At 67.9% G+C, this 25,864-nt stretch carries 22 protein-coding genes; 15 read left to right on the forward strand and 7 right to left on the reverse strand.

What is annotated here, in order from left to right:
* Positions 1-58: 58 nt before the first annotated feature.
* The 8 genes from VYI76_RS00655 (at position 59) to VYI76_RS00690 (ending at position 10,314) form a co-directional block, all read left to right on the forward strand.
* On the forward strand, positions 59-1,483 hold the full coding sequence (locus VYI76_RS00655) for an aldehyde dehydrogenase family protein (RefSeq protein WP_326522835.1): 1,425 nt from the start codon (positions 59-61) through the stop codon (positions 1,481-1,483).
* Between the two features lie 73 nt (positions 1,484-1,556).
* Positions 1,557-3,965 (forward strand): TonB-dependent receptor, encoded by a 2,409-nt coding sequence (locus VYI76_RS00660; protein ID WP_326522836.1) that lies wholly within the window; start codon positions 1,557-1,559, stop codon positions 3,963-3,965.
* Positions 3,966-4,052: 87 nt separating this feature from the next.
* Positions 4,053-5,141 (forward strand): Zn-dependent alcohol dehydrogenase, encoded by a 1,089-nt coding sequence (locus tag VYI76_RS00665; protein ID WP_326522837.1) that lies wholly within the window; start codon positions 4,053-4,055, stop codon positions 5,139-5,141.
* Entirely contained in the window at positions 5,138-6,076 is a 939-nt protein-coding gene (locus tag VYI76_RS00670) for an alpha/beta hydrolase (RefSeq protein WP_326522838.1), read from the forward strand. The genes VYI76_RS00665 and VYI76_RS00670 overlap by 4 nt, the downstream gene beginning before the upstream one ends.
* Positions 6,073-6,828, forward strand: coding sequence for an SDR family NAD(P)-dependent oxidoreductase (locus VYI76_RS00675; protein WP_326522839.1), 756 nt, complete (start codon positions 6,073-6,075; stop codon positions 6,826-6,828). Before VYI76_RS00670 ends, VYI76_RS00675 begins: the two co-directional genes overlap by 4 nt.
* Positions 6,825-7,817, forward strand: coding sequence for an NADPH:quinone oxidoreductase family protein (locus VYI76_RS00680; protein ID WP_326522840.1), 993 nt, complete (start codon positions 6,825-6,827; stop codon positions 7,815-7,817). The genes VYI76_RS00675 and VYI76_RS00680 overlap by 4 nt, the downstream gene beginning before the upstream one ends.
* A 5-nt stretch (positions 7,818-7,822) precedes the next feature.
* A complete protein-coding gene (locus VYI76_RS00685) occupies positions 7,823-8,923 on the forward strand; it encodes a CaiB/BaiF CoA transferase family protein (protein ID WP_326522841.1) in 1,101 nt (366 codons plus the stop codon).
* 2 nt (positions 8,924-8,925) lie between these two features.
* Positions 8,926-10,314: an MFS transporter gene (locus tag VYI76_RS00690; protein ID WP_326522842.1), complete on the forward strand. Its 1,389-nt coding sequence runs from the start codon at positions 8,926-8,928 to the stop codon at positions 10,312-10,314.
* 33 nt (positions 10,315-10,347) lie between these two features.
* On the opposite strand, the gene VYI76_RS00695 is transcribed toward VYI76_RS00690, so the two are convergent.
* From VYI76_RS00695 to VYI76_RS00705, 3 genes are all read right to left on the reverse strand, one after another.
* Positions 10,348-11,916 carry a flavin-containing monooxygenase gene (locus VYI76_RS00695; protein ID WP_326522843.1) on the reverse strand — a complete coding sequence of 523 codons (1,569 nt, stop codon included), beginning with the start codon at positions 11,914-11,916 and terminating at the stop codon, positions 10,348-10,350.
* A 96-nt stretch (positions 11,917-12,012) separates the two neighbouring features.
* Positions 12,013-13,731, reverse strand: a complete 1,719-nt coding sequence (locus VYI76_RS00700; RefSeq protein WP_326522971.1) for an N-acyl-D-amino-acid deacylase family protein — start codon at positions 13,729-13,731, stop codon at positions 12,013-12,015.
* Positions 13,731-15,473: an N-acyl-D-amino-acid deacylase family protein gene (locus VYI76_RS00705; protein ID WP_326522844.1), complete on the reverse strand. Its 1,743-nt coding sequence runs from the start codon at positions 15,471-15,473 to the stop codon at positions 13,731-13,733. The genes VYI76_RS00700 and VYI76_RS00705 overlap by 1 nt, the downstream gene beginning before the upstream one ends.
* A gap of 423 nt (positions 15,474-15,896) precedes the next feature.
* On the opposite strand from VYI76_RS00705, the gene VYI76_RS00710 reads away from it, so the two are divergent.
* Positions 15,897-16,625, forward strand: a complete 729-nt coding sequence (locus VYI76_RS00710; protein ID WP_326522845.1) for an IclR family transcriptional regulator — start codon at positions 15,897-15,899, stop codon at positions 16,623-16,625.
* 6 nt (positions 16,626-16,631) lie between these two features.
* On the opposite strand, the gene VYI76_RS00715 is transcribed toward VYI76_RS00710, so the two are convergent.
* Genes VYI76_RS00715 through VYI76_RS00730 form a run of 4 tightly spaced genes read right to left on the reverse strand, consistent with a single transcriptional unit; the run spans position 16,632 to position 20,332 of the window.
* The gene (locus tag VYI76_RS00715) at positions 16,632-17,426 is read right to left on the reverse strand and encodes an enoyl-CoA hydratase/isomerase family protein (RefSeq protein WP_326522846.1); all 795 of its coding nucleotides are present in this window, start codon (positions 17,424-17,426) and stop codon (positions 16,632-16,634) included.
* Entirely contained in the window at positions 17,423-18,979 is a 1,557-nt protein-coding gene (locus tag VYI76_RS00720) for an acyl-CoA synthetase (protein ID WP_326522847.1), read from the reverse strand. The genes VYI76_RS00715 and VYI76_RS00720 overlap by 4 nt, the downstream gene beginning before the upstream one ends.
* A 13-nt stretch (positions 18,980-18,992) precedes the next feature.
* Positions 18,993-19,646: a 2-hydroxychromene-2-carboxylate isomerase gene (locus tag VYI76_RS00725; protein WP_326522848.1), complete on the reverse strand. Its 654-nt coding sequence runs from the start codon at positions 19,644-19,646 to the stop codon at positions 18,993-18,995.
* Positions 19,643-20,332 (reverse strand): glutathione binding-like protein, encoded by a 690-nt coding sequence (locus VYI76_RS00730; protein ID WP_326522849.1) that lies wholly within the window; start codon positions 20,330-20,332, stop codon positions 19,643-19,645. The genes VYI76_RS00725 and VYI76_RS00730 overlap by 4 nt, the downstream gene beginning before the upstream one ends.
* 79 nt (positions 20,333-20,411) lie before the next feature.
* Between VYI76_RS00730 and VYI76_RS00735 the strand changes: the two genes are divergently transcribed.
* From VYI76_RS00735 to VYI76_RS00760, 6 genes are read left to right on the forward strand one after another with little or no spacing between them, the layout of a single operon-like run.
* Positions 20,412-21,701 carry an acyl-CoA dehydrogenase family protein gene (locus VYI76_RS00735; RefSeq protein ID WP_326522850.1) on the forward strand — a complete coding sequence of 430 codons (1,290 nt, stop codon included), beginning with the start codon at positions 20,412-20,414 and terminating at the stop codon, positions 21,699-21,701.
* The gene (locus tag VYI76_RS00740) at positions 21,691-22,755 is read left to right on the forward strand and encodes a phosphotransferase family protein (protein WP_326522851.1); all 1,065 of its coding nucleotides are present in this window, start codon (positions 21,691-21,693) and stop codon (positions 22,753-22,755) included. Before VYI76_RS00735 ends, VYI76_RS00740 begins: the two co-directional genes overlap by 11 nt.
* On the forward strand, positions 22,752-23,468 hold the full coding sequence (locus tag VYI76_RS00745; protein WP_326522852.1) for a nitroreductase: 717 nt from the start codon (positions 22,752-22,754) through the stop codon (positions 23,466-23,468). Before VYI76_RS00740 ends, VYI76_RS00745 begins: the two co-directional genes overlap by 4 nt.
* Before the next feature lie 42 nt (positions 23,469-23,510).
* Positions 23,511-24,686: an acyl-CoA dehydrogenase family protein gene (locus VYI76_RS00750; protein ID WP_326522853.1), complete on the forward strand. Its 1,176-nt coding sequence runs from the start codon at positions 23,511-23,513 to the stop codon at positions 24,684-24,686.
* A 34-nt stretch (positions 24,687-24,720) separates the two neighbouring features.
* Positions 24,721-25,026 carry a DUF1330 domain-containing protein gene (locus VYI76_RS00755; protein WP_326522854.1) on the forward strand — a complete coding sequence of 102 codons (306 nt, stop codon included), beginning with the start codon at positions 24,721-24,723 and terminating at the stop codon, positions 25,024-25,026.
* Positions 25,027-25,056: 30 nt separating this feature from the next.
* Positions 25,057-25,842: an SDR family oxidoreductase gene (locus VYI76_RS00760; protein WP_326522855.1), complete on the forward strand. Its 786-nt coding sequence runs from the start codon at positions 25,057-25,059 to the stop codon at positions 25,840-25,842.
* Positions 25,843-25,864 lie beyond the last annotated feature (22 nt).

Genomic DNA, 25,864 nt, shown 5'->3' on the forward strand with positions numbered 1-25,864 from the left:
TGACATTATTTACGGCGCGGCCGACCGTGTCGCCACAAACAAAGGAGAGGATCGGACGATGAGTGCGATCGAGCCGGTAATGACGATCGGTGGCGCGGCCGTCGATTCGACGCGGCGGATCGACGTCGTGAACCCGGCCACCGAACAGGTGCTGGGCAGCGCGCCCGATTGTTCGCCCGCGCAGCTCGACGACGCGGTCGCCGCTGCGCGCGGCGCGGCCGACGCCTGGGCGGCGCGCCCGATCGACGAGCGCAAGCGCCACCTCTGCGCCCTGTCCGACGCGATCCTCGCCGCGGCCGACGACCTCAGCCGCCTGCTGACGAGCGAGCAGGGCAAGACGCTGGCGGATGCCCGCGGCGAGATAGAGGGCGCGGCGCGGGCGATCCGCTTCTGGACCACGCTCGACCTGCCAACGCTGGTGACCGAGGACACGCCCGAGCGGCGCGTCGAGACGGTCCGCGTGCCCCTGGGCGTCGTCGCCGCGATCTCGCCGTGGAACTTCCCGATCGTACTCGCGATCATGAAGGTCGCGCCGGCGATGCTGGCCGGGAACAGCGTCATCCTGAAGCCGTCGCCCTTCACACCGCTCACAACGTTGCGCGTGGGCGAGATCGCGCGCGACATCCTACCCGCAGGCGTGCTCAACGTCATCAGCGGCGGCGACCAGCTGGGGCCGTGGCTGACTGCGCACCCCGGCATCGACAAGGTGAGCTTCACCGGATCGACCGAGACCGGGCGTCGCGTGATGGAAAGCGCCGCGCCGACGCTGAAGCGCCTGACCTTGGAGCTTGGCGGCAACGATCCGGTGATCGTCCTGCCCGACGTCGATGTCGAGCAGGTCGCACCCAAGCTGTTCTGGGCGGCATTCCGCAATTCGGGGCAGATCTGCATCGCCGCCAAGCGCATCTACGTGCATGCGGCCATCTACGACCGGATGCTGTCGGTTTTCGCCCGGATGGCGGAAGATGTGCGGGTCGGCGACGGCACCGAGCAGGGCGTGCAGCTTGGCCCGCTCAACAATGCCGGCCAGTTCCGGCGAGTGCGCGCACTGATCGATCAGTCAGTGGCCGCCGGGTTGCGGATCGTGCCGCAGCACGCGCCGGCCGCTGGGCCGGGCTTTTTCATCCGGCCCGCGATCGTCGACAATCCACCGGAAGACGCGCCGATCGTCCGCCAGGAACAGTTCGGCCCGATCGTGCCGCTGATGCGGTTCGACGACATCGATGACGCGATCGACCGCGCCAATGCCACCGAATATGGCCTGGGCGCGTCGGTTTGGGGCGCCGACGAGGCGTCCGCGCTGGCGGTCGCCCGGCGGCTGCAGAGCGGCATGGTGTGGGTCAACGAAAGCCCGACCCTGCCGCCGTCGGCGCCCTTCGCCGGGCACAAGCAGTCGGGGGTCGGTGCCGAGAACGGCATGGAGGGCCTGTTGTCCTTCACGGCGCCGCGCACATTCGTGGTTCGCCATTCCGTTTCAACCTAGCGGCAAGCGCGCCGCCTGACATTCACCGACCGCGGAGAGCGGCAAACAGAACAAGACCTTTGGGGAGGAAGATATGCGCAAGAACAAGTTCCTGTTCGGATCAATGGCGATCTTGCTGGGCGGTGTTTCACCGGCGGCGGTAATGGCGCAGGGGCAGGGCGCGGATTCCGCACCGGCTTCCGCAGAGCAGCAGTCGGTGACGGACGCTGGACGGGCGGCCGCGCCGGTTCCGCAGGAACAAGCCGGCAGCGCGGGCGAGATCGTCGTGACCGCGCAGCGGCGCGAGCAGCGGCTGCGCGACGTGCCCGTCGCCGTGACCGTTACGCTTGGCACCCAGATTGCCGAGCTCAACATTCGCGATCTGCAGGATCTGTCGACGCGCCTGCCGGGCGTGAAAGTGGGCAGCCAGCTGATTTCCGACGTCCTGCTGATCCGCGGCATCGGTTCGGGCATCAATGCGGGCTTTGAACAGGCCGTCGGAACCTTCGTCGACGGCGTTTATCGCGGGCGTTCGCGCGCAAGCCGCGCCGCCTTGTTCGACATCGAGCGTGTCGAAGTGCTGAAGGGGCCGCAGACGACCTTCTTCGGCAACAACACCATCGCCGGCGCACTGAACATCACGTCGCGCAAGCCCGGCAATGTCGCCGGCGCCAACGCCAGCGCCCTGTATTCCCCGAACGCCGACGAGTATAACGTCGAGCTTGGCGCTGACGTCCCGATCACGGAAAACCTTTTCTCGCGCGGGGCGCTGCGACTGTCCGGCATGGACGGCTATTATTTCAACCAGTCGACAGGGGAAAACGAGCCGCGTCTGCGGGACATGGTCGGACGCGTTTCGCTGCGCTGGGAACCGACCCAGAACTTCCGTTCGGACCTGCGCTACGACCGCGTCCGCAACCGCGATCGCGGTACCTACCCGGCAGAGATCGCTTATTGCCCACCGGCGGCGGAGTATGGGGCGGCTTCGGGGATCTGCCTCGCCTATCTCACCGCTAACAACAACGTGATCGACGACAAGCTCGACTATGTGACCGACGTCCCGAATTCGTTCTTCAATCTGGACGCGCATGAGATCGGCTGGACGAACCGGGTCGATCTCGGACCGGTCGCGGTCAATTTCCTTACCAGCTGGTATAAGCACGATGTCGAGAACTTCGTGCAGGGGATCGCGCTCGATGTCCCAGGCATTGGCGGCATGGCGTCGCGGTCACCGTTCCATCAGTTCGAGACGTTCGAGAACTGGAGCCAGGAGGTTCGACTGGAATCGCAGAACGACGGCTGGCTGAACTACATGATCGGCGCCTATTATTCGGAAGGCGATCTTTCCAGCCGCGCCTATACCGGGGCTTATGCCGCGGCACTCGGCGCGGCCGGCGCGCCGGTGACCAGCGCGACGACGCCGATCAGCCTTCTGCGCACCTTGCGGCAGGAAGACCAGGTACGGTCCGTGTTCGGCCAGCTTACGGCGGACGTGAGCGAGCGGTTCAAGGTCAATCTGGGCCTGCGCTACACCTCTGTGCACAAACAGGCCACGCGCACCTATTCAGCGGGCATCGGCGCCAGCGATCCCGCCGTCTTCCAGACGCTGGATGCTGCAACGACCGCGCGACTGGTAACCGCCGCGAACGGCAGCAGTGCCAATTTCGCCAATCCCGACACCAGCTACAAGAAACTGCTCCCCGCCGTGAACCTACAGTATCGGTTCGGGTCGGCGTCGGTCTATGCGACGTACACCAAGGGCTTCAAGGCGGGTGGTTTCGCGGACGGCGCGACGCCGTCGCAGTTCGATTCGGAAGTGGTGAACGCGTTCGAGATCGGCGTGAAGGGCGACCTGCTCGGCAACCGCCTGTTCTACACCTTCGACATCTTCCGCAGCAACTACAGCAACCTGCAGGAAGCCAATTCGCTGGTGGCGCCGAACGGCATCGTCGTCACCACCGTCGGCAACGCGGCAGCGGCGGTTTCGCAGGGCGTCGAATTCTCGGCGAACTACCGCGTCGCGCGGCATTCGACGATCAACGTCGAGGCGAACTACATCGATTCCCACTATACGGACTACAAGGGCGGGCAGTGCACCCCGCTCCTGATCCGGCAACAGGGCAACCAATGCATCCAGGACCTGTCGGGCCAGACGCGCATGCTCGCGCCGAAGTTCTCCGGAGCGGTCAGCGCCAGCCTGGGCATTCCGATGGGCAACAACGAGCTGCTGAAGTTTGATCCGAGCGTCTATTTCACCTCGTCATACTTCCTCAGCGTCACGCGTGATCCGCTGGTGTTCCAGGAAGCGTTCGCGAAGTTCGACCTGCGGATCGCCTATGTCGCCCAGAACGGCCGGTGGGAACTCGCGCTTGTCGCCAAGAACCTGACCGACAAGAAGGTCAAGAGCTCCAATACCGGCAACCTTGGTACTTCGCCTGGGACGATCCAGTCGGTCCTGGAGCGGCCGCGTTCGATCGCCATCGCCGCATCGGTGAACTTCTGAAGCTGCGACGGGCGAGTGGCCCAGCCACTCGCCCGTCACCGTTCGGGGCGGCGGCGTGCGCTTCTGTTTGCGGTTAAGGTGGTCGAGATGAGGGCTGCGATTTTCAGGCAAGCCGGATCTCCGCTGGAGATCGAGCAGGTCGATCTGGCGTCGCCCGGACCTCGCGAGATCCGCATCCGCCCGAGCTACGCAGGCCTGTGCCACAGTGACCTGCATTTCCTCGACGGCCATATCGCCTGGCCGCTGCCCGCCGTCCTCGGCCACGAGAGCGCGGGGATCGTCGAGGCGGTAGGCACCGAAGTCCGCGATTTCGTGCCGGGCGACCATGTCGTGACCTGCCTGTCGGTATTCTGCGGCGGATGCGCCAACTGCACCACCGGGCTGCCGACCCACTGCACCAACGAAGACGTCAAGCTGCCGCCCGGCGCGGCGCGGCGCATCTTCCAGAATGGCGCGCCGGTGCACCAGTTCCTGCAGCTCTCGTCGTTCGCCGAACAGATGCTGATCCACGAGCACGCCGCGGTGAAGATCGACCGCGAGGTGCCGCTCGACATCGCGACCCTGCTCGGGTGCGGGGCGCTGACCGGGTACAGCGCGGTTGTGAACGCCGCGCGCGTGCGGGGCGGTTCCAGCGTCGCTGTGATCGGATGCGGCGGGATCGGCATGGCGGCGATCAATGCCGCCACGATAGCGGGCGCCGCGCGCATCATCGCGATCGACACCCGACAGGAACAGCTCGACCTGGCCCGCCGGCTGGGCGCGACCGACGGCGTCCTGGCGACACGAGACGGCGATGTGGTCGCGCAGGTGCGCGATCTGACGCTGGGCGGGGTCGATTACGCATTCGAGGCGCTGGGTTCGCCGGCGACTGTGCAGCAGGCGTTCCAGATGACCCGCCCCGGCGGTGTCGCGACGGTGATCGGGGTCGTCCCGCCCGGCCAGCCGATCACGCTGAGTGGCATCGAACTGCTGCAGGACCGGACCCTGCAGGGGACCATGATGGGCGGCAGCCATTTCCGCGTCGATATCCCGCGTATGCTCGACCTGTGGCGCCAGGGCCGGCTGAACCTCGACATGCTGAAGGGCGACGTGCTTCCGCTCGAACAGATCAACGCCGGGTTCGACCGCCTGCGCGCGGGCACGTCGGGCCGCATCCTGATCGACCTCGCCGCATGACGCCCACCGCCACCCGCCGACCCGCCGGGCAGAGCGACGCGATCGCCTCGTTCGTCGCGAACTGCCCGCAGGTCACCGACGCGAGCTTCCCGGACACGCTGGATTACCCGGGGTGGCGTGCGGATTTCGAACGGGCGATGACGGCGCGTGCGCCCGCGCCGCCCGGCACGTCGATGACGTCCGGCGACCTGGGCGGCGTCCCCGGAATGTGGTTCGAATGCGGCGACGACGATGCCGCGCCGGCGATGCTCTACCTGCATGGCGGCGGCTATCTGGTCAGTTCGCCGCTCGCGCACCAGAGCGTCGTCGCCAAGGCTTGCCTGGCGACGGGGGCCAGGGCATTCGCACTCGATTATCGGCTGGCGCCGGAGCATCCGTTCCCAGCGCAATTCGACGACGCGCTGGCGGCTTATGCCGCGCTGCTGCAACACTACGAGGCCGACCGGATCATCGTGATGGGCGATTCGGCCGGAGCCGGGCTTGCGCTGTCGCTCGCGATGGCGGTTCGCGATCGTGGGCTGGCGGCCCCGGCATGCCTGATCCTGGCGTCGCCGTGGACCGATCTGACCAACGGCGGCGCGGCGATGGACGACGATCGCGATCCCCAACTGACCCGCGCGGGCCTCGATCGAATGGCGGCGCTGGTCGCCGGCGGGGCGCCAGCCGACCACCCTGCCCTGTCCCCGCATTTTGCATCGTTCGCGAACCTGCCGCCGATGATGATCCATGTCGGCGGGCTCGAACGCCTGCGTTCCGATGGCGCGCGCGCCGCCGCGCTGGTCGCCGACGCCGGCGGGCTGGTGGAGTTCCACCTGTATCCGTGCATGCCGCACCTGTGGCACTGGTATGTGCCGGATGCGCCGGAGACGGCGGAGTATTTCACCGATGTCGCGCGGTTCGCACGCCGCCACGGCGTCGCGGGCGTCAGGGCATGACCACGCCGGCCGAGCTTTTCGACCTGCGCGGCAGGGTGGCGCTGGTGACAGGCGGGAGCCGCGGGCTAGGGCTGGAGATGGCGCGCGCGCTGGCCGGTGCCGGTGCCGCCGTCGTCATATCGAGCCGCGACGGGGCGTCGTGCGAGGCGGCTGCGGCCGATATCAGGGCGCGCGGCGGCCACGCCGTGCCGCACGCCTGCCATGTCGGGCGATGGGACGAAATCGACGCCCTGGCCGATCGGCCGTGGCAGGAATTCGGGCGGCTCGACATACTCATAAACAACGCCGGCATGTCGCCGCTGGCGGACGGATCGTCCGCGGTCAGCGAGGCGCTGTTCGACAAGGTGGTGGGCGTCAACCTGAAGGGGCCGTTCCGGCTGACCGCGCTGGCGGGCGAACGGATGGTGCGCAGCGGCGCCGGGGGCAGCGTCGTCAACATCTCGTCGACCGGATCGATCCGGCCAGATCCCAGCTTTGCCGTCTACGCGGCGGCAAAGGCCGGGCTCAACGCGCTGACGGTCGCCTTCGCGCGCGAATTCGGCCCGCTCGTCCGGGTCAATGCGGTGCTGGCCGGCCCGTTCCTGACCGATGTCGCGCGCGCCTGGCCCGAGGAGCGCCGCACGTCCTCGACAAACGCGCTGGGACGCCCCGGCAATCCCGAGGAAATCGTGACGACGGCGCTCTACCTGGCGAGCCCCGCATCGAGCTTTACCACCGGCGCGACGATCCGGGTCGACGGGGGATTGCCATGACCGCGACGATCCGTTCGGTCCAGTCGGACAGCCTCGGGCCGATCGATCTCTACCGGTTGGTGGACTGCGCCGAGTCCGAGCCCGGGCCAGGCGAGGTTGCCGTCCGCGTCCGAATGGCAGGCGTGTCGTTCGTCGATGTGCTGATCGCCGCCGGGGGATATCAGCTCGAATTCGCGCTGCCGCACCGTCCGGGCAGCGAGTTTTCCGGCATCGTCGAGCGCGTCGGCGCGGGCGTGACCAGCGTGGCGCCCGGCGACCGGGTGTTCGGCGTCGCCCATCGCGGTACGCTCGCCGAAAAGACCATGGCGCTGGAAGGCGCGATCCATCGCATGCCGCCGGACATGTCGTTCGAACAGGCGGCGGTGTTCCGGGCGAGCTATTCGACCGCCTATTATGCGCTGGCGCGGCGCGCCCAGCTGAAGGCAGGGGAGACCGTGCTGGTGCTGGGCGCCGGCGGCGCGGTGGGCGCGGCCGGCGTACAGATCGCGCGAGCCATGGGCGCGCGGGTGATCGCGTCGGTATCGACCGACGCCAAAGCGGACGCCGCGCGCGAGGCGGGGGCGGACGCGATCGTGCGCACCGGCGGCGCGGACTGGCGCGACCGGCTGCGCGAAGAAACCGGCGGGCGCGGCGTCGACGTGGTGCTCGATCCGGTCGGCGGCACCTTGTCCGAGCAGGCGTTCCGGTCGCTCGCCTGGGGCGGACGTCACCTGGTGATCGGCTTCACCTCGGGCGAGATTTCGAAATTGGCACTGAACCTGCCGCTGCTGAAGGGCAGCGCGCTCGTCGGGGTGGACATTCGCCAGTATAGGTTGCGCGAGCCGGACGACGCCGCCCGGATGATGGAGGAGTTGATGGACTTGCGCGGCCGCCACGGCTTTCAGGCCAGGATCGCCCATGTCCTGCCGCTGGCCGATTTCGCCGAGGCGATGCGACGGGCGCAATCCGGCGCCGAGCCGGGGCGCATCCTCGTCGAGATGGAGCCGTAGCGGCGATGGCGGGCGTGCTGGAGGGGATCCGGATCCTGGAGATCGGCGGGATCGGTCCCGCCCCGTTCGCGGGCATGATGCTCGCCGATCATGGCGCGGAGGTGATAACGATCGACCGGCCCGGGCCGGGATCGCGGGTCGGCACCGATGCCGATATCCTCAGTCGGTCGCGCCATATCTACAGCTGCGATCTGAAGACGCCCGACGGCGTCGCGCAGGTCCGCGCGCTCGCGACGGAGGCGGACGGCCTGATCGAGGGGTTCCGCCCCGGCGTGATGGAGCGGCTCGGTCTCGGCCCCGATGTGCTGCTCGCCGACAACCCTGCCCTCGTCTACGGGCGAATGACGGGCTGGGGACAGACCGGCCCGCTGGCGGCCAAGGCCGGACACGATATCGACTATATCGCGCTCAGCGGGACGCTGCACGGTATCGGCCGCGCCGGCGAGCCGCCGGTCGTGCCGATGAACCTGATTGGCGATTTCGGCGGCGGCGGCATGATGCTTGCCTTCGGCATCCTCGCGGGCATCCTGCATGCCCGGCGCACCGGGCGCGGGCAGGTGATCGACTGCGCCATCGTCGACGGCACGGCAGCTCTGTCCGCGATGGTCTGGTCGATGCAGGCCCGCGGGATCTGGCGCGACACGCGCGGCGTCAACCTGCTGGACGGCGGCGCGCCGTTCTATGACACCTATGCGACGGCGGATGGCAAGTTCGTCGCACTCGGCGCGATCGAACCGCAATTCTTCCAGGGTCTTCTCGACGCGTTGGGGTTGGAGCAGCATCCCGCGTTCGCGGAACAGCATGACCAGACGTCATGGAGCGCGCAGCGCGCGGTGCTGGCTCGCCTGTTCGCCACCGCAACGCGCGAAGACTGGTGCGAGCGGCTTGCCGGGTATGACATCTGCTTCGCGCCCGTGCTTTCTATGACGGAAGCGGCGGTGCACCCGCACAATGCCGAACGATCCGTCTTCGTCGAACACAACGGCGTGACACAGCCGGCGCCGGCGCCCCGCTTCTCGCATACGCCTTCTGCCGGACCACGCCCTGCCAGAAGAATCCCCGAACCGCGCTGGGCGTCGGCGCCGAACCCCGAGACCATGATATGACGATGCAAAGTCCAGCGGCAGATGCGACACCGGCGACGCCGCGCGTCAGCGTCGGCGTGAAGGTCGGCTATAGTTCGGCGATGTACGGCCTGACGATCGCCGCGAACGGCATCTCCGTGCTCCTGCTGTATTTCTACGTCGATGTGGTCGGCATCGACCCGTATTTCGCGGGAGCCGTGCTGTTCGGCGGGACGCTGATCGACGGAGTCGGCAACTTCCTGGTGTCGTGGCTGTCCGCCCGGTTCGAGAACCGGCTGGGGCGGTACCGGCCCTTCCTGTTCTATATGACCGTACCGCTCGCCGTGTTCTTCGCCTGCCTGTTCATCGCGCCCACCTCGCTGTCGTCGTGGAGCCTGGCGTGGGTGGTATTCGTGCATGCGGGCTACCGCATCTGCTTCGCCTTCACCTCGATGCCGCATTCGGCACTCATCAGCACCATGTCGAACGACGCCAACGAGCGTGCCGCAATCGGATCGTACAAGGCCTTTGCCGCCAATCTGGGCACGCTGACCGCGGGGATCCTCGGGATCGGCGCGATCGAGGTGCTGGGTGCCGGCAACGAGCGCGACGGCTTCATGTGGTTCGGCATCATCTTCGGTGCGGTGATCGGCGTTTCGGTGCTGATCTCGGCGCTGACCACCGCTGAGCGGCGCGCGGGTGGCAGCGGCCGGTCCGACGCGCAGTCGCTGGGCACCGCGATCGGCGCGCTCGTCCGCAACGGTCAGGCGATGGTCGCGCTGGGTGCCAACTTCTTCTTCTTCATCACCTGGGCGTCGAGCGGCGCGGGCGTGATCTATTACTTCAAATATGTCGTCGCCCAGCCGGAATACGCAAAGCTGGCGGTCACCGCGATGGCGCTGGGCGGCTTGCTCGGCCTGCCGTGCTGGACCTGGCTGACCCGCCGGCGGAGCAAGGCGTTCACCTGGGCAACCGGATGTTTTGTGTCGGTCTGCGCGCTCTTGGCGTTGTATCTGAGCCGGGGGGCCCCGGTCGCCACCTTGCTCATCCCGTATTTCGCGCTCGGCGCCGGCAAGGCGGCGATCCTGATGACCTATTACGCCATCATCGCGGATGCGGTGGATTACGGCGAGTGGCGGTCGGGCGTGCGGGCTGAATCCTACGCGTTCGCCGCGCTTGCGATGTCGAACAAGATGGGCGCGGCGACCGGCGCGGCGTTGTCGGCGGTCATGTTGGCCTGGGCCGGGCTCGTCCCCAACGCGCCGACATCGCCCGAGGTGATTGATCGCCTGGCGTTCGCCGTCTGCATGACGCCGCTGCTGTTCGCCCTGCTGTCGGGGTTGCTGATCTCGCTGTTCCGGATCGATGCGCAGCGGCACCGGTCGATCGTGGCGGAACTGTCGCGGCTGCGTGCGGGGGATGCGCCGTCCTGACGGGACCCGGTCGGTCGGCGCGGGGAACGGCGGTCAGGCGATGCGGAAGCCGCGATAGCCGTCGCTCGCCACCGCGTCGCAGACCTCGCGATAGGCGTCGAGGCCGCCGGCATAGGGCATGAAGATCCGTGGCTTGCCGACCACGTTCGCGCCCAGATACCAGCTGTTGCCGCGCGGGTAGAGCGTCGTGCCGGCGATGTCGTTGACGTGCGCCACCCAGTCGCTTTCCGCGTCGGGCAACGCCTCGATCGTCGATGCGCCCTCGCGATCGAGCGTCGCCAGGCAATCGGCGATCCAGTCGACATGCTGTTCGATCGAGGTGACCATGTTGGTCAGAACCGACGGGCTGCCCGGGCCCGTCACGACGAACATGTTCGGAAAGCCCGCGATCGTGAGGCCGAGATAGGTCATCGGCCCCCCTGCCCACTTCTCGCTCAGCAGCTGCCCGTCTGCGCCGCGGATGTCGATCGCCAGCAGCGCGCCGGTCATCGCGTCGAACCCCGTCGCCAGCACGATCAGGTCGAACCGGTGTTCGGTGCCGGCGACGACGATGCCGTTCGTCGTGAATCGTTCGATCGGCGTCTGGGAGACATCGACCAGACGCACGTTGGAGCGATTGAACGCCTCATAATAGCCGGTATCGAGGCACATCCGCTTGGTGCCGATCAGCTGGTCCTTCGGGCACAGCAGCTCGGCGGTATGCGGGTCGGCGACCTTCTCTCGGATCCGGTCGCGGACGAATTCGGCGACGATCGCGTTCGCATCGACATCGCGCAGGACGTCGGCGAACGCCGAGGTCAGCACGAACGGATGCGCCACCCAGGCGGCGCGCAGCCGGCTCTCGCGCTCCTCGACGGAAACGTCGGCGGCGAAATCGGTGCCGCGCTTCATCGGAAAGCCGCCGCGCGATCGCCGCGATTCGGCGCGTCGCGCCGGATAGGCGCGCTTGATCTCGGCTTCCTGGTCGGGATCGGTCGGCCGGTTGTTGGCCGGTGCGCTGAAACAGGGCGTGCGCTGGAAGACAGTGACCTGCCGGGCCTGTTCGGCGAGGATCGGCAGCGCCTGGACGGCGGAGGATCCCGTCCCGACGATCGCGATGTCGAGGTCGGCCATCGACACCGGGTCGCTGGGCCAGTCAAAAGTGCGGTAGATCGGGCCGGCGAAGCGATCCATGCCGTCGAAACGCGGTTCGGTCGGTACCGACAGGCAGCCCGTCGCCATCACGAGATAGCGGCTGCTGACCTGGTCTCCGCGATCGGTCGTGACCGTCCAGCGGGCGCTGGCGGCATCGAACACCGCGCCGGTCACGCTGGTGTCGAAACGGATCCCCGATCGCAGGTCGAACCGATCCGCGACATGGCGGAGGTAGCGCAGGATCTCGGGCTGTGCGGGATAGCGCTCGGACCAGGACCATTGCTGCTGGAGGTCCTCGGAAAAGGAATAGGAATAGTCGAAGCTCTCGATATCGCACCGCGCGCCCGGATAGCGGTTCCAGTACCACGTGCCGCCGACGTCGGGCGCGCGTTCGATCACCTGGACGTTCAGCCCCTGGCCACGCAGGCGGTGGAGCAGGTACAGGCCGGCGAACCCGGCACCGACCACAACGACATCGGTTTGCCGATGAGGCGGGGATCGCTCAGCTGCGTCAGCACTGGTCATGCCATGTCCCTTCAACTTTGGTGTGCCCCAACGGCCGTCTCACTGCCGCAAGGCCTGCGGGCCGCGGATCAGCCGGCCGGGCAGTTCGCCCGTGGCGACGCCGTGGCGGTAGGTCGCGGCGCCATCGACGATGGTGGCGAGATAGCCATCGACCGGCTGGACCAGGCGCTTGCCGCGCGCCGGCAGGTCGTGGGTGACGCGCGGCGCGTAAAGCGTCATCCGCGCGTGATCGAGGACGTTCAGATCGGCCTTGCGACCCAGCGCGATCCGACCGCGATCGTTCAGTCCGACCATCTCCGCCGGCTGGCTGGTCAGCTTGCGCACCACTTCGGCAAGCGGGATCCGCCCCGCCGCGCGATCGCGGCTCCAGTAGGTGAGCATGTGGGTGCTGTAGCTGGCGTCGCAGATCAGCCCGTAGTGCGCGCCGCCGTCGCCCAGGCCCAATATGGTATTCGGGTGCTGCATCAGTTCCAGCGCGTAATCGAGATTGCCGTCCATGTAGTTGCCGATCACGGCATAGAGGATCGCGTGGCCGTCATCCTCCAGCAACAGGTCATAGGCCATCTCCAGCGGCGACACGCCGCGTTCGACGGCAAGCGCCGCTACGCTCCGGTCGGCGCGGGGTTCGTAATCGATCATGCGGGACACGCGGAAGATCTGTTCGAAGCGGCGCGCGAACGCGTGGATCGGCTGGTTCGACGCTTCTGGCGATTCGGCGAGGAGCGCGGCGCGCACTTCGGGCGTGCGCAGCGTGGCGATGCGCGCGTGCAGGGGAAGATCGCGGAGCGGCGCGTAGCTGGGGCAGCCGAAGAAGCAATTGTACGACAGCGCGTGACCGATCAGGATGCCGATCGGCCGACCGATCACCTGCCCGCAGACCCGCGCACCCGCCGCGTTGGCGGCCTCGATCCCGGCCAGCGCACGTCGCCAGCTGTCGCTGCTCGGCCCGGCCTGGGCGAGGGTGAAGCTCAGCCCATGGCCCGATGCGCGCTCGATGCGCGCCAGTCGTGCCACATTCTCGTCGATGTCCCCGGCGTACAGGTCGATCAGCATCTCGATCACGCCGTGGCCGGCCTGGCGCAGCCCGCCGGCGATCGCGATCAGCTCGCGTTCGGCGGCGCCCTGGGTCGGGACGGGTGCGCCATCGGCGGTGCGATGGAACAGGGTGTTCGACGTGGCGAAGCCCAGCGCGCCGAGGCGCATCGCGTCGGCGGCGATCCCCTGCATCGCGGAAAGTTCGTCGTCTGTCGCGGGCTCTCGCGCGGCGCCGCGTTCGCCCATGACGTATACCCGCAGCGCGGAATGGGGCAGCTGCAACCCGACATCGACGTCGAACCGCCGCGCGCCGACGAAGTCGGCGAACTCGCCGAACGTCTCCCACGCCCAAGGGAGGCCCTCGGACAGGACGAGTTCGGGAATATCCTCGACCCCCTCCATCAGGTTTATCAGCCGGGCGCGATCCTGGGGCCGGCACGGCGCGAAGCCGACGCCGCAATTGCCGGTCACGACGGTCGTGACCCCGTGGTCGGACGACGGCGACATGCGCTCGCCCCAGGTCAGCTGCCCGTCATAGTGCGAGTGGAGGTCGACGAAGCCCGGCGTGACGGTGGCGCCGTCGGCGTCGATCGTCCGCCGCGCGGGGGTGGTGACCTTGCCGATCTCGACGATGCGCCCGTCGGCGATCCCGATGTCGGCGGTGAAGGCGTCGCTCCCCGAACCGTCCAGCACCGCCCCGCCCTTGATCGCAAGGTCCAGCATCACAGGGCACTCCGCTGTTCGCCGCGCAGCAATCCGCCAGGCATCGCGCCCGTCCACTTGCCCCGATCGAAGGTCGTCACGCCGTTTTTCAGCGTCATGTGATAGCCGCGCGGTTGCTGCATCAGACGCAGCCCGCCCGCAGGCAGGTCGTAGTGGAGCTCGGGCGGGGGCAGAGCGAGCGCGTCGAGATCGATCAGGTTGATGTCGGCGCGATGACCGGGGGCGATGACGCCGCGATCGAACCAGCCGACATGGCGGGCGTTGCGCTGGGTGTAGCCGTGCACCAGCCACTCGATCGGCTTCCGGTGGCCGTTGCGCGAGCCGCGGCTCCACAGCGCCAGCGTGGTCGTCGGGAAGCTGGCGTCGCAGATGGTGCCGCAATGCGCGCCGCCGTCGGAAAGGCCGAACAGCGTGTTGTCCGCCGTCATCATTTCGAACACCGCGTCGAGATCGCCGTCGCTGTAGTTCAGCGCCGGCATGTAGAGCAGGCGTCGCCCGTCCTCCTCCAGCAGCACGTCATAGAGATAGTCGAGCACGTCGCGGCCCGACGCCGCAGCCTCGGCGGCGATCGACCGGGCGGGGTCGGGTTCGTAATCGACGGGGTCACTCATGCGGAACATCATCTCGTATTTGCGCATCAGTTCCGCCGAGGGATGATCGAACTCGCCGCGCCGCGCCTCCGCCAGCAGGCGTTCGCGCATGCCGCTGTCTCGCAGCGACTGCACCCGCCCCACCGGGTCGGCACCGAGCGTCCGATAGCTCGGCAGCGCACAGAACGGGTTGAGCGTGGTGCGCAGTCCGATGATGACGCCGACGCCGCGCGGCGCGACCTGGCAGCGCACGTCCAGGCCGTCGCCGGCAAGCTTCTGCGCATAGTCGAGCAGTTCGCGGTAGCGCCGCGGCGCCTGGTTCGACTGCATGAGCGAGAACGACAGCGGGCGGCCGCACAGGCGCGCGACGTCCTCGATCAGCGCGAGCTCGCCGGCGACAAGTTCGTCCTGCGTGGTGTTGTAGACGTCGGACACCAGCTGGAACACGCCGCGCCCGGCCCGTCGCAGCGCGCGCGCCGGCCCGGCGAGTTCGCGCCCGGCGGCGGTCAGCGTGTTGATGCTGACACCGTTGCTGTCGCGGTGCGCCCAGGTGCGCGACGTGCTGAAGCCCATCGCGCCCGCCTCGACTGCCTCCAGCGTCAGCCGTTCCATCTCGGCGATCTCGGCGTCAGTCGGGGCCTGGGTGTGGTCGGCGCCGCGATCTCCCATCACGAACACGCGCAGAGCGGCGTGCGGCATGTGCGCGCCGACGTCGATCGTGAAGGATCGGCGGTCGAGCGCGTCGAGATATTCGGGGAAGCTCTGCCAGTCCCACGTCAATCCCTCGGCGAGCGCGGTGCCGGGGATGTCCTCGACGCCTTCGAGGATGCCGATCAGCCGGTCGTGCCACGACGGGCGCGCCGGCGCGAAGCCGACGCCGCAATTGCCCATCCCGACCGAGGTGACTCCGTTCATCGACGACGGCGCCAGCTGGCTGTCCCACGACGCCTGGCCGTCGTAATGCGTATGGATATCGACGAAACCGGGCGTGAGCGTCAGGCCGCCGGCATCGATCGTGCGGCTGGCAATGCGGCCGCCGAGCTCGCCGACATCGACGATGTGGTCGCCGCGTATGCCGACATCACCCGAGAAGGCGGGTCGCCCGGTGCCGTCGACTATGTTGGCGCCGCGGATCAGCACATCATATTCCATGGTCCGGCCTCTCCAATGCAGCGACCCGCCTGACGCGGGCCGCGGTGCAGGAACGCCCGGGCGATCCGCGCCACATCGCTGCCGCGCCCCGGGTTCAACTTGGCCCCAGGATGTTTTCTAAACCACGGATAATCAATGTTTTTCTTGCATATTGCGCAATTTCTCCATGGAGTTTTGCGCGGTGCGGCAGGCGCGACCGGAGCGCGTCGGCGGGCCTGACGTTCGGCTACCGGGAAGTCGCTTGGACGGCTCGCGAATTTACCGGCTCACAGCGATTTGATATGGTGATGACCTCCCCGAAAATTCTCGATGGAGAGTATTCGTTGGCGTGGTTTCCAGGGGCCGACGCTGCCGACGGCGCGCTGTGGACAGGTTTCGGGCGGGCTGATAGACCCGAATCGGGTCGAACAAGAGGCGTTGCCCGTGCCCAAGATCGTCGGCGCGGTGCAGGCTTCCGCGGCCATATTGCGCGTCCTGGCAGGTTCGCCACCGCTCCGTCTGGTGGATATCGTCGCGTTGACGGGGCTGAACAGCAGCACCGCGCTGAATATCCTCCACACCCTGTGCGTCGAGGGTCTGGTCCGCCACGACGTCCCGCGCCGAAGATATGAGATCGGCGAGGGGCTGTTGAAGCTCGGGGCGAGTGCCGCGTCTGATCGGCGATCGGCGCAGGTGGCCGCGATCATGGACGAACTGGCGCGGTCGCTTGGCCTGTCGGTCCTGCTGTGGCGCATGGCGGGCGCGGACGATGCGGAACTGGTCGCCGCCTCCGCGCCCGCGAATGTCAATCTGTCGTTCCCGCTCCTCCGCCGCGCGCCGCTCCTGCAGGGTGCGGTCGGGCGCATCTTCGCGATCGAGGCCGGCCTGACGGCGGAGGAACTTGCCGCGATCTATCCGACGCTGGGCTGGGCCAACCCGCCCGGGCTGGACGCGTGGCTCGCGCAGATCGCGGACGCCCGGCGCACCGGTTACGCGTGCGATCGCGGCAACAACAATTCCGGGCTGTTCGGCATGGCGGTCCGCGTCGGAGGGAGCGGACCGTCCGGCCATGCGCTGGCGATCGCCGCGCTCGGCAGCATTTCGGATGCGGAGGTCGGCGGCCTGGTGCCCAGGGTGAGCCGTGCCGCGCGGATGATCGCGCCCTTTCTCTAGACCGGTTCAGCTCCCGGCGAATTGCGGCTCACGCTTCGCCAGGAATGCCTCGAACGCCTCCTTCACGTCCGGTCCCTCGCTAAGCAGCGCGTGGCGGGCGCTTTCGATCTCGGTGTATTCGGCAAAGCCGGTGCGTTCGGCAGTCAGGAAATTGGCCTTCATGGTCCGCAACGCGGTTGGCGAGCGGCGCGCCAGTTCGGCCGATCGCGCATCGACCGCAGCAGCCAGCGCGTCGGACGCAAAGACCTCGTTGACCAGCCCGATCGTCGCGGCCTGCGCGCCATCGATCTTGCGTGGGAAGAAGAACAGCTCGTGCGCCCGCGCCGACCCCACCAGCCTGGGCAGAAGCCAGGCACCGCCCATGTCGCCGGCGACCGCCACGTTGAGGAAGGCGGTCGCAAAGACCGCATCGGTGGCGGCGTAGCGCAGGTCGCACGCGCACGCCCAGGCGAAACCGGCCCCCGCGCAGGCGCCCTCCACCTGCGCGATGGTGACCTGCGGCATCTCGCGCAGCAACCGGCCCATGTGATAAAAGGGCGCACGTTCGAAATGCCGGGCGATCCTTCCCCCCGGTCCCGATGGCAGCGCGGCGATATCGGCGCCGGCGCAGAAGTTTCCGCCGGCGCCGCGCAGCACCAGCACATCGACCGAGCGATCGTCACGCAGGCGCTTCAGCAACGCCGCCATCGCTTCCATCATCGGCCAGATCATCGCGTTGCGCCGGTCGGGCCGGTTCAGCGTGATGACGCCCCGCCGCCCGTCCTGCGCATAGATGACGGGCTCGTCCGCGGCGGCGGTCATGGCCGCGCCGCTTCGCCCGCCGCCGGCCAGTAGCGCTGTTTCAGCAACCGCTTGTAGAGCTTGCCGGTATCCAGCCGCGGAAGCTCGCGTTCGAAATCGATCGATTTCGGGCATTTGACGTGGCTGATCTGCGACCGGCAGAAGCTCATCAGTTCCGCCGCCAGATCCGCGTTCGCCTCGTCCCAGTCGCGCGGCTTGACCACCGCCTTCACCTGTTCGCCCATATCCTCGTCGGGCACGCCGAAGACCGCGACGTCGATCACCGCCGGATGCAGGATCAACGTGTTCTCCACTTCCTGCGGATAGATGTTGACCCCGCCCGAGATAATCATGTCGGACGCGCGATCGGTCAGGAACAGATAGCCTTCATCGTCGATGTAGCCGACGTCCCCGATCCGCGACCAGGTCGGGTGATCGGGATGGCGCCCGTCCGCCGTCTTTTCCGGATCATTGTGATAGACGAACGTGCTCGGCCCCTCGAAATAGATGTTGCCGGTCTGCCCGGCGGGCAGTTCCGCGCCGTCGTCGGCGCAGATGTGCAGCCTGCCCAGGATCGGGCGCCCGACCGACCCCGGCCTGCGCAGCCATTCATGGGGACTGATGAAGGTCTGCCCGTTTGCTTCAGACCCCGCGTAATATTCGTAGATGATCGGACCCCACCAGTTGAGCATCTGATGCTTGATCTCGACCGGGCACGGGGCGGCGGCATGGACCGCGAAGGTCAGCGATGACAGGTCGTGGCGGTGCCGCTCCGCCTCCGGCAGACGGAGCAGCCGCACGAACATCGTCGGTACCAGCTGAATGTGCGTCACCTTGTGGGTCTCGATCGCGCGGAGCAGATCGAGGGGGTCGAACCGTTCCATCACCACTATGGTCGCACCCAACCGCTGGAACGCCGCCGTGTAGCTGGTCGGCGCGCCGTGATAGAGCGGCGCGGGCGACAGGTAGATCGACGTCTCGTCCGCCGCGAAATGCTCGCGCAGTCGGGTCTCGAGCGGTGCGGGCATGTCGTACGGGCCCTCGGGGAGGGGAATCTTCACCCCCTTCGGACGGCCGGTGGTGCCGGAGGAATAGTACATCGGCGCGCCCGGCGACTGGTCAGCGATCGGATCCTGCGGATGGCCGGCGCCGGCGTCGCGCCAGCTCGTCAGGCCGGCGAACGCGCGCCCGGCGGCGAAGATCTCCACCCCCGGCAGCAGGGTCGCCCGCCGCTCCAGCATCTCCCCGGCGGCAGCGATGTCCTGCGAGATCAGCAGCACGCCGGCGCCCGAATCCTGAACGATATACGCCGCCTCGTCCGCCGTCAGGTGGGTCGCGATCGGCGTGAAGTACAGCCCGGCGCGCTGCGCCGCCCAATAGGCGGTGAAATAATCGGTGCCGTTCTTCATCATCACCGCAATGCCGCCGCCGCGCTTCAACCCGTGCGCTCGCAACAGATGCGCACCCTGCGACGACAGGGCGTCGAGCTCGCCGTAGGTCATCGTCTCGCCGCTGCCCGCCATGATGACGGCGGGCTTGTCGGGAAACGTCGCCGCATGATTGGCCGGATGCATTGTGGTTCCCCCTTCAGTGATCGCCGCGCCGATCGACCGGCGTTCGCGCAGGTTTGTCGAGCGCGGCTTCGACCAGCACGATGCGGTCGTTGCCGAAATACATGTCGTCGCGATCGACGAAGATCGTGGGCGATCCGAAGCCCCCGCGCGCGATCAGCTCATCGGTCGCGGCGCGCAGCCCGGCCTTCGCCGCGGGCCGGGTGATTGCGTCGGCCAGCCAGTCGCCGTCGATACCTGCCGCCGTCGCGATGTCGCGCAGGACGCCGTCGTCGGCGAGGTCCCGACCGTCGCGCCACAGGGCGCGGAACGCCTGCTCGGCGAAGGCGAGGCGCGGCGCACTGTCGAGCACCGTGCAGGCGCGCATGCACTTGACGCTGTTCACCGGGTGACCGCACGCCGGCGGGAAGTGCACCGCGATGCCATACAGCCGCGCCCAGTCGGCCATGTCCTTGGCGCTGTGCGCGGCGCGCGCCGGCGAGATCGCAGCGCGGCGGGCATAGAGTTCGGGATTGACCGCGTTGAAGACCCCGCCGGCCAGGATCGGCCGCCACGTAATGGCTTCGGCCCGCGCTTCCGACAGCCGCCGCATGCGTTCAAACGCCAGATAGGTCCAGGGGCTCGAACAGTCGAAGAAGAATTCGACTCGCGCGGTCACCGCGCCCGTCATCGTTCCACCGCCCCGAAGAAACGCGCGCGGGCGGCATCGTCCATCGGCGGACCGCCGCCCATCGTGTCGCGGCCGATCGCCAGGCCCGCCTGCAGCAGCGGACGGGTGCGAAGGCGGGCATACCATTGCGCGACGTTCGGGAATGCGGCCAGGTCGATCTGCTGCTTCTTGTGCGTCATGACCCAGGGGAAACAGGCGATGTCGGCGATCGAATAGTCGTCGCCCGCGACATGCGCTCCGGTGCTGCCCAGCTGGCGATCGAGTACGCCGTAGAGGCGCAGCGCCTCGGCGCGATAGCGGTCGAGCGGATAGTCGTGGCGTTCGCGCGTATAGAGCAGGAAATGTCCATGCTGTCCCAGCATCGGTCCCAGCCCCGCCATCTGCCACATCAGCCACTGGATCGTGGTGGCGCGTCGCGCCGGATCAGCCGGCAGGAAGCGCGCGTCATCGCGTGCGAGGTGCCACAGGATCGCGCCGCTTTCGAACAGGTGCAGCGGCGCGGCGGGATCGCGCCGATCGACGATGGCGGGGACGCGGTTGTTGGCGAACCTTTCGACGAACGCCGGGGCATGCTGCGCGCCGCCCGCCAGATCGACCGGCGTTGTCCGGTACGCGAGGCCCATTTCCTCGAGAAGGATCGTCACCTTCCAGCAATTGGGCGTGGGAGCGAACAGCACCTCGATCATACGCCCTCTCTGTCAAAGATTGGACCAATGCTAGACGGGCGCAAACCGATGTGCAATGGGTAGCGACGATCGGGGAGGAATGACGATGGCCTGGGATTTCGAAACCCCCGCCGAATTTCAGGCGAAGCTCGACTGGATGAAGGCGTTCGTTCGGGACGAGGTCGAACCGCTCCAGTTCGTGCTGGGCAGTCCGTATGATGTCGCCAATCCCGACAATGTCGCGCTGGTTCGTCCGCTTCAGGCGCGCGTGCGCGAGCAGGGGCTGTGGGCATGTCATCTCGGGCCGGAGCTGGGCGGCCCCGGCTTCGGACAGGTCAAGCTGGCGCTGATGAACGAGATTATCGGCCGGGCGATGTTCGGGCCGATCGTGTTCGGCGTCCAGGCACCCGATTCCGGCAATGCGGAAATCCTCGCGCATTTCGGCACGGACGAGCAGAAACAGCGCTATCTCCAGCCGTTGCTCGACAACGAGATCGTGTCGTGCTTCTCGATGACCGAGCTGAGCGGTGGCGCCGATCCGACGTTGTTCACCACCACCGCGGTCCGCGACGGCGACGACTGGGTCATCGACGGCGAGAAATGGTTTTCGTCAAACGCACGCTACGCCAGCTTCTACATCGTCATGGCGGTCACCGAACCCGACGCGCCGCCGCACTCGCGCATGTCGATGCTGATCGTGCCGGCCGAGACCCCCGGAATCGAGATCGTGCGCGACATCGCCTACGGCATCGACCCCGAGCATCACAGCCATGCCTATGTGCGGTACAGCGGCGTTAGGGTTCCCGCCGACGCACTGCTGGGATCGCGCGGTGCGGCGTTCGAGATCGCGCAGGTCCGGCTGGGCGGCGGCCGGGTGCACCACGCGATGCGCACGCTGGCGCAAGCGCAGAAGGCGTTCGACATGATGTGCACGCGGGTGGTGTCGCGGCTGACCCGCGACGGCCGGCTCGCCGACCGGCAGATGGTCCAGGAAAAGATCGCCGACAGCTGGATCGAGATCGAGCAGTTCCGGTTGCTGCTGATGCGCACCGCGTGGCGGATCGATCGCTACAACGACTACAAGCGCGTCCGAAAGGATATCGCCGCGGTGAAAGCGGCGATGCCCAAGCTGCTCCACGACATCGCGTCGCGCGCGCTGCATCTGCACGGCGCCCTGGGCCTGTCGAACGAGATGCCGTTCACCGAGCAGGTGATCGCGTCGTACATGCTCGGCCTGGCCGATGGCCCGACCGAGGTCCACAAGGTGACGGTCGCGCGCCAGGTGCTGCGCGATTACCAGCCCGATCCGGGGACGTTCCCCGCCTACCATCTGCCAGAGCTGCGCGCGCAGGCGGAGCGGCGCTTCGGCCGGACGGGCGATGCCGGCTGACGGCCTGCGCTTCGCGGAGGATTGGCGGGCGCTGGTCGATCTCGACCGGCTGCGCGCGTGGATGGACGATCGCGGCCTGGGCGACGGCCCGATCGTCGCGCCGCAGCCATTGGCCGGCGGCACGCAGAACCTGCTGTTGCGGTTTGACCGCCGTGCCGACAGCTTCGTGTTGCGACGGCCGTCCGGCAAACCGCGCACCGGGGCCGACGAGGCGATGCGTCGCGAGGCGCGAATCCTGGAAGCGCTGGGGGCGTCGGACGTGCCCCACCCGCGCCTGCTGGCGGCCTGCGGCCATTCCGATGTGATCGGCGCGCCCTTCTATCTGATGCAAGCGGTCGAAGGCTTCAATCCCTCGCTCGGCCTGCCGTCGCCGTTCGCGGACGATCCGGCGTTGCGCCACCGGATGGGGCTGGCACTGGTCGACGGCGCGGCCACGCTGGCACGGTTCGACGCGGCGGCGTCCGGCCTGTCCGACCTCGGTCGCGGAGAGGGTTTCCTCCAGCGCCAGGTCGGCCGTTGGCTGCGCCAACTCGCGAGCTATGCCGAATGTGAGGGATGGCCCGGACCACGCGTGCTGCCAGGGGTCGAGGATGTCGCAGCCCGGCTTACCGCCACCCTGCCCCCCGATGCGCCGCTGGGGCTGATGCATGGCGACTATCACATGGCGAACGTGCTGTTTCATCGCGACCGACCCGAACTGGCAGCGATCGTCGATTGGGAGCTGGCGACGATCGGCGATCCGCTCGTCGATCTCGGCTGGATCCTGGCAACGTGGCCGGACCGCGACGGGCTGCAGATGGGGAGCGTGACGCCGATCCAGCCATGGTCGGGCTTCCCCGATCGCGACGCGCTGATCGCCCGCTATGCGGAAACGTCGGGCCGCGACGTGCGCCACATCGACTGGTACGAACGCTTCGCGCGCTTCAAGCTGGGCATCATGCTGGAAGGCACCCACGCCCGTGCGCTGGGCGGCCGTGCGGATCCTGCCACCGGCCGCCGCCTGCACGCCAAGGCCGTGGCGCTGCTGGCGGCGGCGCACGGGGACGCGGCATGACGACCGAACGCCCCGACGCCGCGCCCGCGCCCGATGGCCCAGGCGCCGACGCCAGTGTCTCGGCGGTGATCGCGCGGCGCCGCTCGACACGCGCGTTCCTGCCCGATCCCATCGATCCCGACCTGATCCTCGACCTGCTGCGCCGCGCGGCCCGCGCCCCGTCGGGCGGCAACCTGCAACCCTGGCACGCGACGCTGGTCACCGGCGCCCGGCTCGACCGGCTGAAGGATGACGCCGCGACGGTCGCGCGCGGGTCGCAGGCCCCGGAATATGCGATCTACCCGTCGGATCTCGTCGATCCGTACCGGACGCGCCGGTATGCGGGCGGCGAGGCCCTGTACGCCGCGATCGATGTCGCGCGCGAGGATCGCGACGGACGCCTGCGGTGGCTGGCGCGCAATTTCGAGTTCTTCGGCGCCCCCGCGGCGGTATTCCTGCACACCCCGCGCCTGATGGGGCCGCCGCAATGGGCCGATCTGGGCATGTTCCTCCAGTCGTTTCTGCTGCTGCTGGTTGAGGCTGGGCTCGACGCCTGCCCGCAGGAGGCCTGGGCGACCCTTCCCGAAACCGTGCGCCGGCATGTGCCGATCGGCGCGGACGACATGCTGTTCTGCGGCGTGGCGATTGGCCGCGCCGACCCCCTCCACCCGATCAACGCGCTGCGAACCGAGCGCGCCGATGCCAGCGAATGGATCGTGCATGTCGATGATTGAGCCACGTAGCACCTCCGACCACGTCCTGCCCGAGCGCGCACGATGATGCGGTTCGAGCGCCCCGCCTTCATGGACGATCCCGAGCTTCGCGCGTTCGAGGACAGCGTCGGGCGGTTCTTCGAGCGTCACGCCCCGCGCGAGGTCACCGAGCGCTGGCGCGACCAGGGCTTCGTCGATCGCGCGTTCTGGACGAAGGCGGGCGAAGCCGGGCTGCTCGGCGCGACGGTGCCGGTCGACTACGGCGGGGCGGGCGCGGATTTCCGGTACGACGTCGTGCTGCTCGAACAGATCAAGCGGCACGAGGTGTCGGGGTTTGCCGCGGGTCTGCACAATGTCATCGTCGTGCCCTATGTCGTGGCGCACGGCACCGAAGAACAGAAGCGGCGCTGGCTGCCCCGGCTGGTCAGCGGCGAACTCGTCGCGGCGATCGCCATGACCGAACCCGATGCCGGATCGGATTTGCAATCGATCACCACCACCGCGGTGCGCGATGGCGACCATTACCGGCTGTCGGGCGCCAAGACGTTCATCTCCAACGGCGCGATCGCCGATTTCGTCGTGGTGGTCGCCAAGACCGATCCCGGCGCACGGGGCAGTGGCATCTCGCTCCTGGTCGTCGAAACGCACGATACGGCAGGCTTCCGGCGCGGCCGGCGGCTCGACAAGATCGGCATGGATGCGCAGGACACTTCCGAACTTTTCTTCGACGACGTCCTGGTGCCAGTCGACAACCTGCTCGGCGGGGTCGAGGGGCGCGGCTTCATCCAGCTGATGCAGGAACTACCGCGCGAACGCCTGGCGATCGCGATCGGCGCGGCAGAGACCGCCGAGATCGCGGTCCAGGACACGCTGCGCTACGTCGGCGAGCGCAAGGCGTTCGGCAAGCCCATCGCCGCCTTTCAGAACACCCAGTTCAAGCTGGCCGAGGCAGCCGCGAACGCGATGATGGCCAAGGTGTTCACCTACCACTGCATCGAACGCCTGCTCGCCGGGACGCTCGACAATGCGCTGTCGGCGATGGCGAAGCTGAGGACGAGCGAAATCCAGTCGAGCGTCGTCGACGAATGCCTGCAGCTGCACGGCGGCTTCGGCTATGTGAACGAATATCGCATCGCGCGCATGTACCGCGATGCCCGCGTCGATCGCATCTACGGCGGATCGAACGAGATCATGAAACTCATCATCGCCCGCGCCATCGCCGATCCGCGCGCGGGGTAAAGCAATCAGGTCACTCATAGCAGGAGAAAGCGCCATGCCGGCCTATGCCGTGTTCATTCGCGAAAATACCCGGGACGAAGCGGAGATGGAGCAGTATCTCGCCAAGTCCAAGGGCAGTGCCCAGCCCTTCGGGGTCAAGCCGCTGGCCTTCTACGGCCGGATGCGGTCGCTGGAGGGCGCCGCGCCCGAGGCGGTGGTCGTCGTCGAATTTCCGACCTTCGAGGACGCGGAGGCCTGGTACGAGAGCGATGCCTATCGCGAAGCCCGCAAGCACCGCCACCTTGGCGCCGACTACCGCGCGCTGATCGTCGAGGGGCTGCCCTCGCGCAAGCCGGACTGACCCCGCCACCAACCGATTGGGAACTGCGACATGAAACTGAATTCCTCGATCAGCGCCATCGTGACGGGCGGTGGCTCGGGCCTCGGCGAGGCGACGGCGCGGGCGCTGGCCGCGGCAGGCGTCCGCGTCGCCGTCTTCGATTTCAACCCCGATAACGGCGCCCGCGTCGCCGGCGAGATCGGCGGCACCTTCTGCGAAGTCGACGTGACGTCCGACGCGTCGGTGCTGGCGGGGTTCGCGGCGGCGCGCGCCGCCCACGGCCAGGAACGCGTACTCGTCAACTGCGCGGGCGGCGGCGGATCGATGAAGACCGTGTCGCGCTCCCGCGAGACGGGCGAGATCGCGCCGATGCCGATCGAGCATTTCCGCAAGGTGATCGAGGTGAACGTGATCGCCTCGTTCCGCTGCGCGTCGCTCGCCGCGGCGGGGATGCTGGCGCTCGACCCGCTCGATCACGGCGAGCGCGGGGTGATCGTCAACACCGCGAGCGCCGCCGCCGAGGACGGCCAGATGGGCCAGGCGGCCTATGCCGCGGCCAAGGGCGGCATCGTCAGCATGACTCTGCCGATCGCGCGCGATCTGGGGCGCGACGGCGTTCGTATCAACACCATTCTGCCCGGCATCTTCTCGACCCCGCCGATGCGCGGCGTTCCGGAAAAGGTCCGCACCGCGCTGGAGGCATCGGTCCCGTTCCCGCACCGAATGGGTGAACCGAGCGAATACGCGTCGCTGGTGCTGGAAATGTGCCGAAACCCCTATCTGAACGGTGAGGATATCCGCCTGGATGGTGCGATCAGAATGGGTTACTCGCGTTGACCGGCGGTTATCTACGTCGCAC

The organism is Sphingomonas sp. (genome assembly GCF_035910975.1).
Classification (GTDB): domain Bacteria; phylum Pseudomonadota; class Alphaproteobacteria; order Sphingomonadales; family Sphingomonadaceae; genus Sphingomonas.

Coding starts and splice junctions, on each gene's coding strand:
- VYI76_RS00660 (WP_326522836.1), top strand. CDS start 1,557: ATGCGCAAGAACAAGTTCCTGTTCGGATCAATGGCGATCTTGCTGGGC.
- VYI76_RS00675 (WP_326522839.1), top strand. CDS start 6,073: ATGACCACGCCGGCCGAGCTTTTCGACCTGCGCGGCAGGGTGGCGCTG.
- VYI76_RS00680 (WP_326522840.1), top strand. CDS start 6,825: ATGACCGCGACGATCCGTTCGGTCCAGTCGGACAGCCTCGGGCCGATC.
- VYI76_RS00690 (WP_326522842.1), top strand. CDS start 8,926: ATGCAAAGTCCAGCGGCAGATGCGACACCGGCGACGCCGCGCGTCAGC.
- VYI76_RS00720 (WP_326522847.1), bottom strand. CDS start 18,979: ATGCATCCGGCCAATCATGCGGCGACGTTTCCCGACAAGCCCGCCGTC.
- VYI76_RS00685 (WP_326522841.1), top strand. CDS start 7,823: ATGGCGGGCGTGCTGGAGGGGATCCGGATCCTGGAGATCGGCGGGATC.
- VYI76_RS00700 (WP_326522971.1), bottom strand. CDS start 13,731: ATGCTGGACCTTGCGATCAAGGGCGGGGCGGTGCTGGACGGTTCGGGG.
- VYI76_RS00755 (WP_326522854.1), top strand. CDS start 24,721: ATGCCGGCCTATGCCGTGTTCATTCGCGAAAATACCCGGGACGAAGCG.
- VYI76_RS00705 (WP_326522844.1), bottom strand. CDS start 15,473: ATGGAATATGATGTGCTGATCCGCGGCGCCAACATAGTCGACGGCACC.
- VYI76_RS00735 (WP_326522850.1), top strand. CDS start 20,412: ATGACGATGGCCTGGGATTTCGAAACCCCCGCCGAATTTCAGGCGAAG.
- VYI76_RS00655 (WP_326522835.1), top strand. CDS start 59: ATGAGTGCGATCGAGCCGGTAATGACGATCGGTGGCGCGGCCGTCGAT.
- VYI76_RS00740 (WP_326522851.1), top strand. CDS start 21,691: ATGCCGGCTGACGGCCTGCGCTTCGCGGAGGATTGGCGGGCGCTGGTC.
- VYI76_RS00725 (WP_326522848.1), bottom strand. CDS start 19,646: ATGACGGGCGCGGTGACCGCGCGAGTCGAATTCTTCTTCGACTGTTCG.
- VYI76_RS00665 (WP_326522837.1), top strand. CDS start 4,053: ATGAGGGCTGCGATTTTCAGGCAAGCCGGATCTCCGCTGGAGATCGAG.
- VYI76_RS00745 (WP_326522852.1), top strand. CDS start 22,752: ATGACGACCGAACGCCCCGACGCCGCGCCCGCGCCCGATGGCCCAGGC.
- VYI76_RS00730 (WP_326522849.1), bottom strand. CDS start 20,332: ATGATCGAGGTGCTGTTCGCTCCCACGCCCAATTGCTGGAAGGTGACG.
- VYI76_RS00760 (WP_326522855.1), top strand. CDS start 25,057: ATGAAACTGAATTCCTCGATCAGCGCCATCGTGACGGGCGGTGGCTCG.
- VYI76_RS00750 (WP_326522853.1), top strand. CDS start 23,511: ATGATGCGGTTCGAGCGCCCCGCCTTCATGGACGATCCCGAGCTTCGC.
- VYI76_RS00670 (WP_326522838.1), top strand. CDS start 5,138: ATGACGCCCACCGCCACCCGCCGACCCGCCGGGCAGAGCGACGCGATC.
- VYI76_RS00715 (WP_326522846.1), bottom strand. CDS start 17,426: ATGACCGCCGCCGCGGACGAGCCCGTCATCTATGCGCAGGACGGGCGG.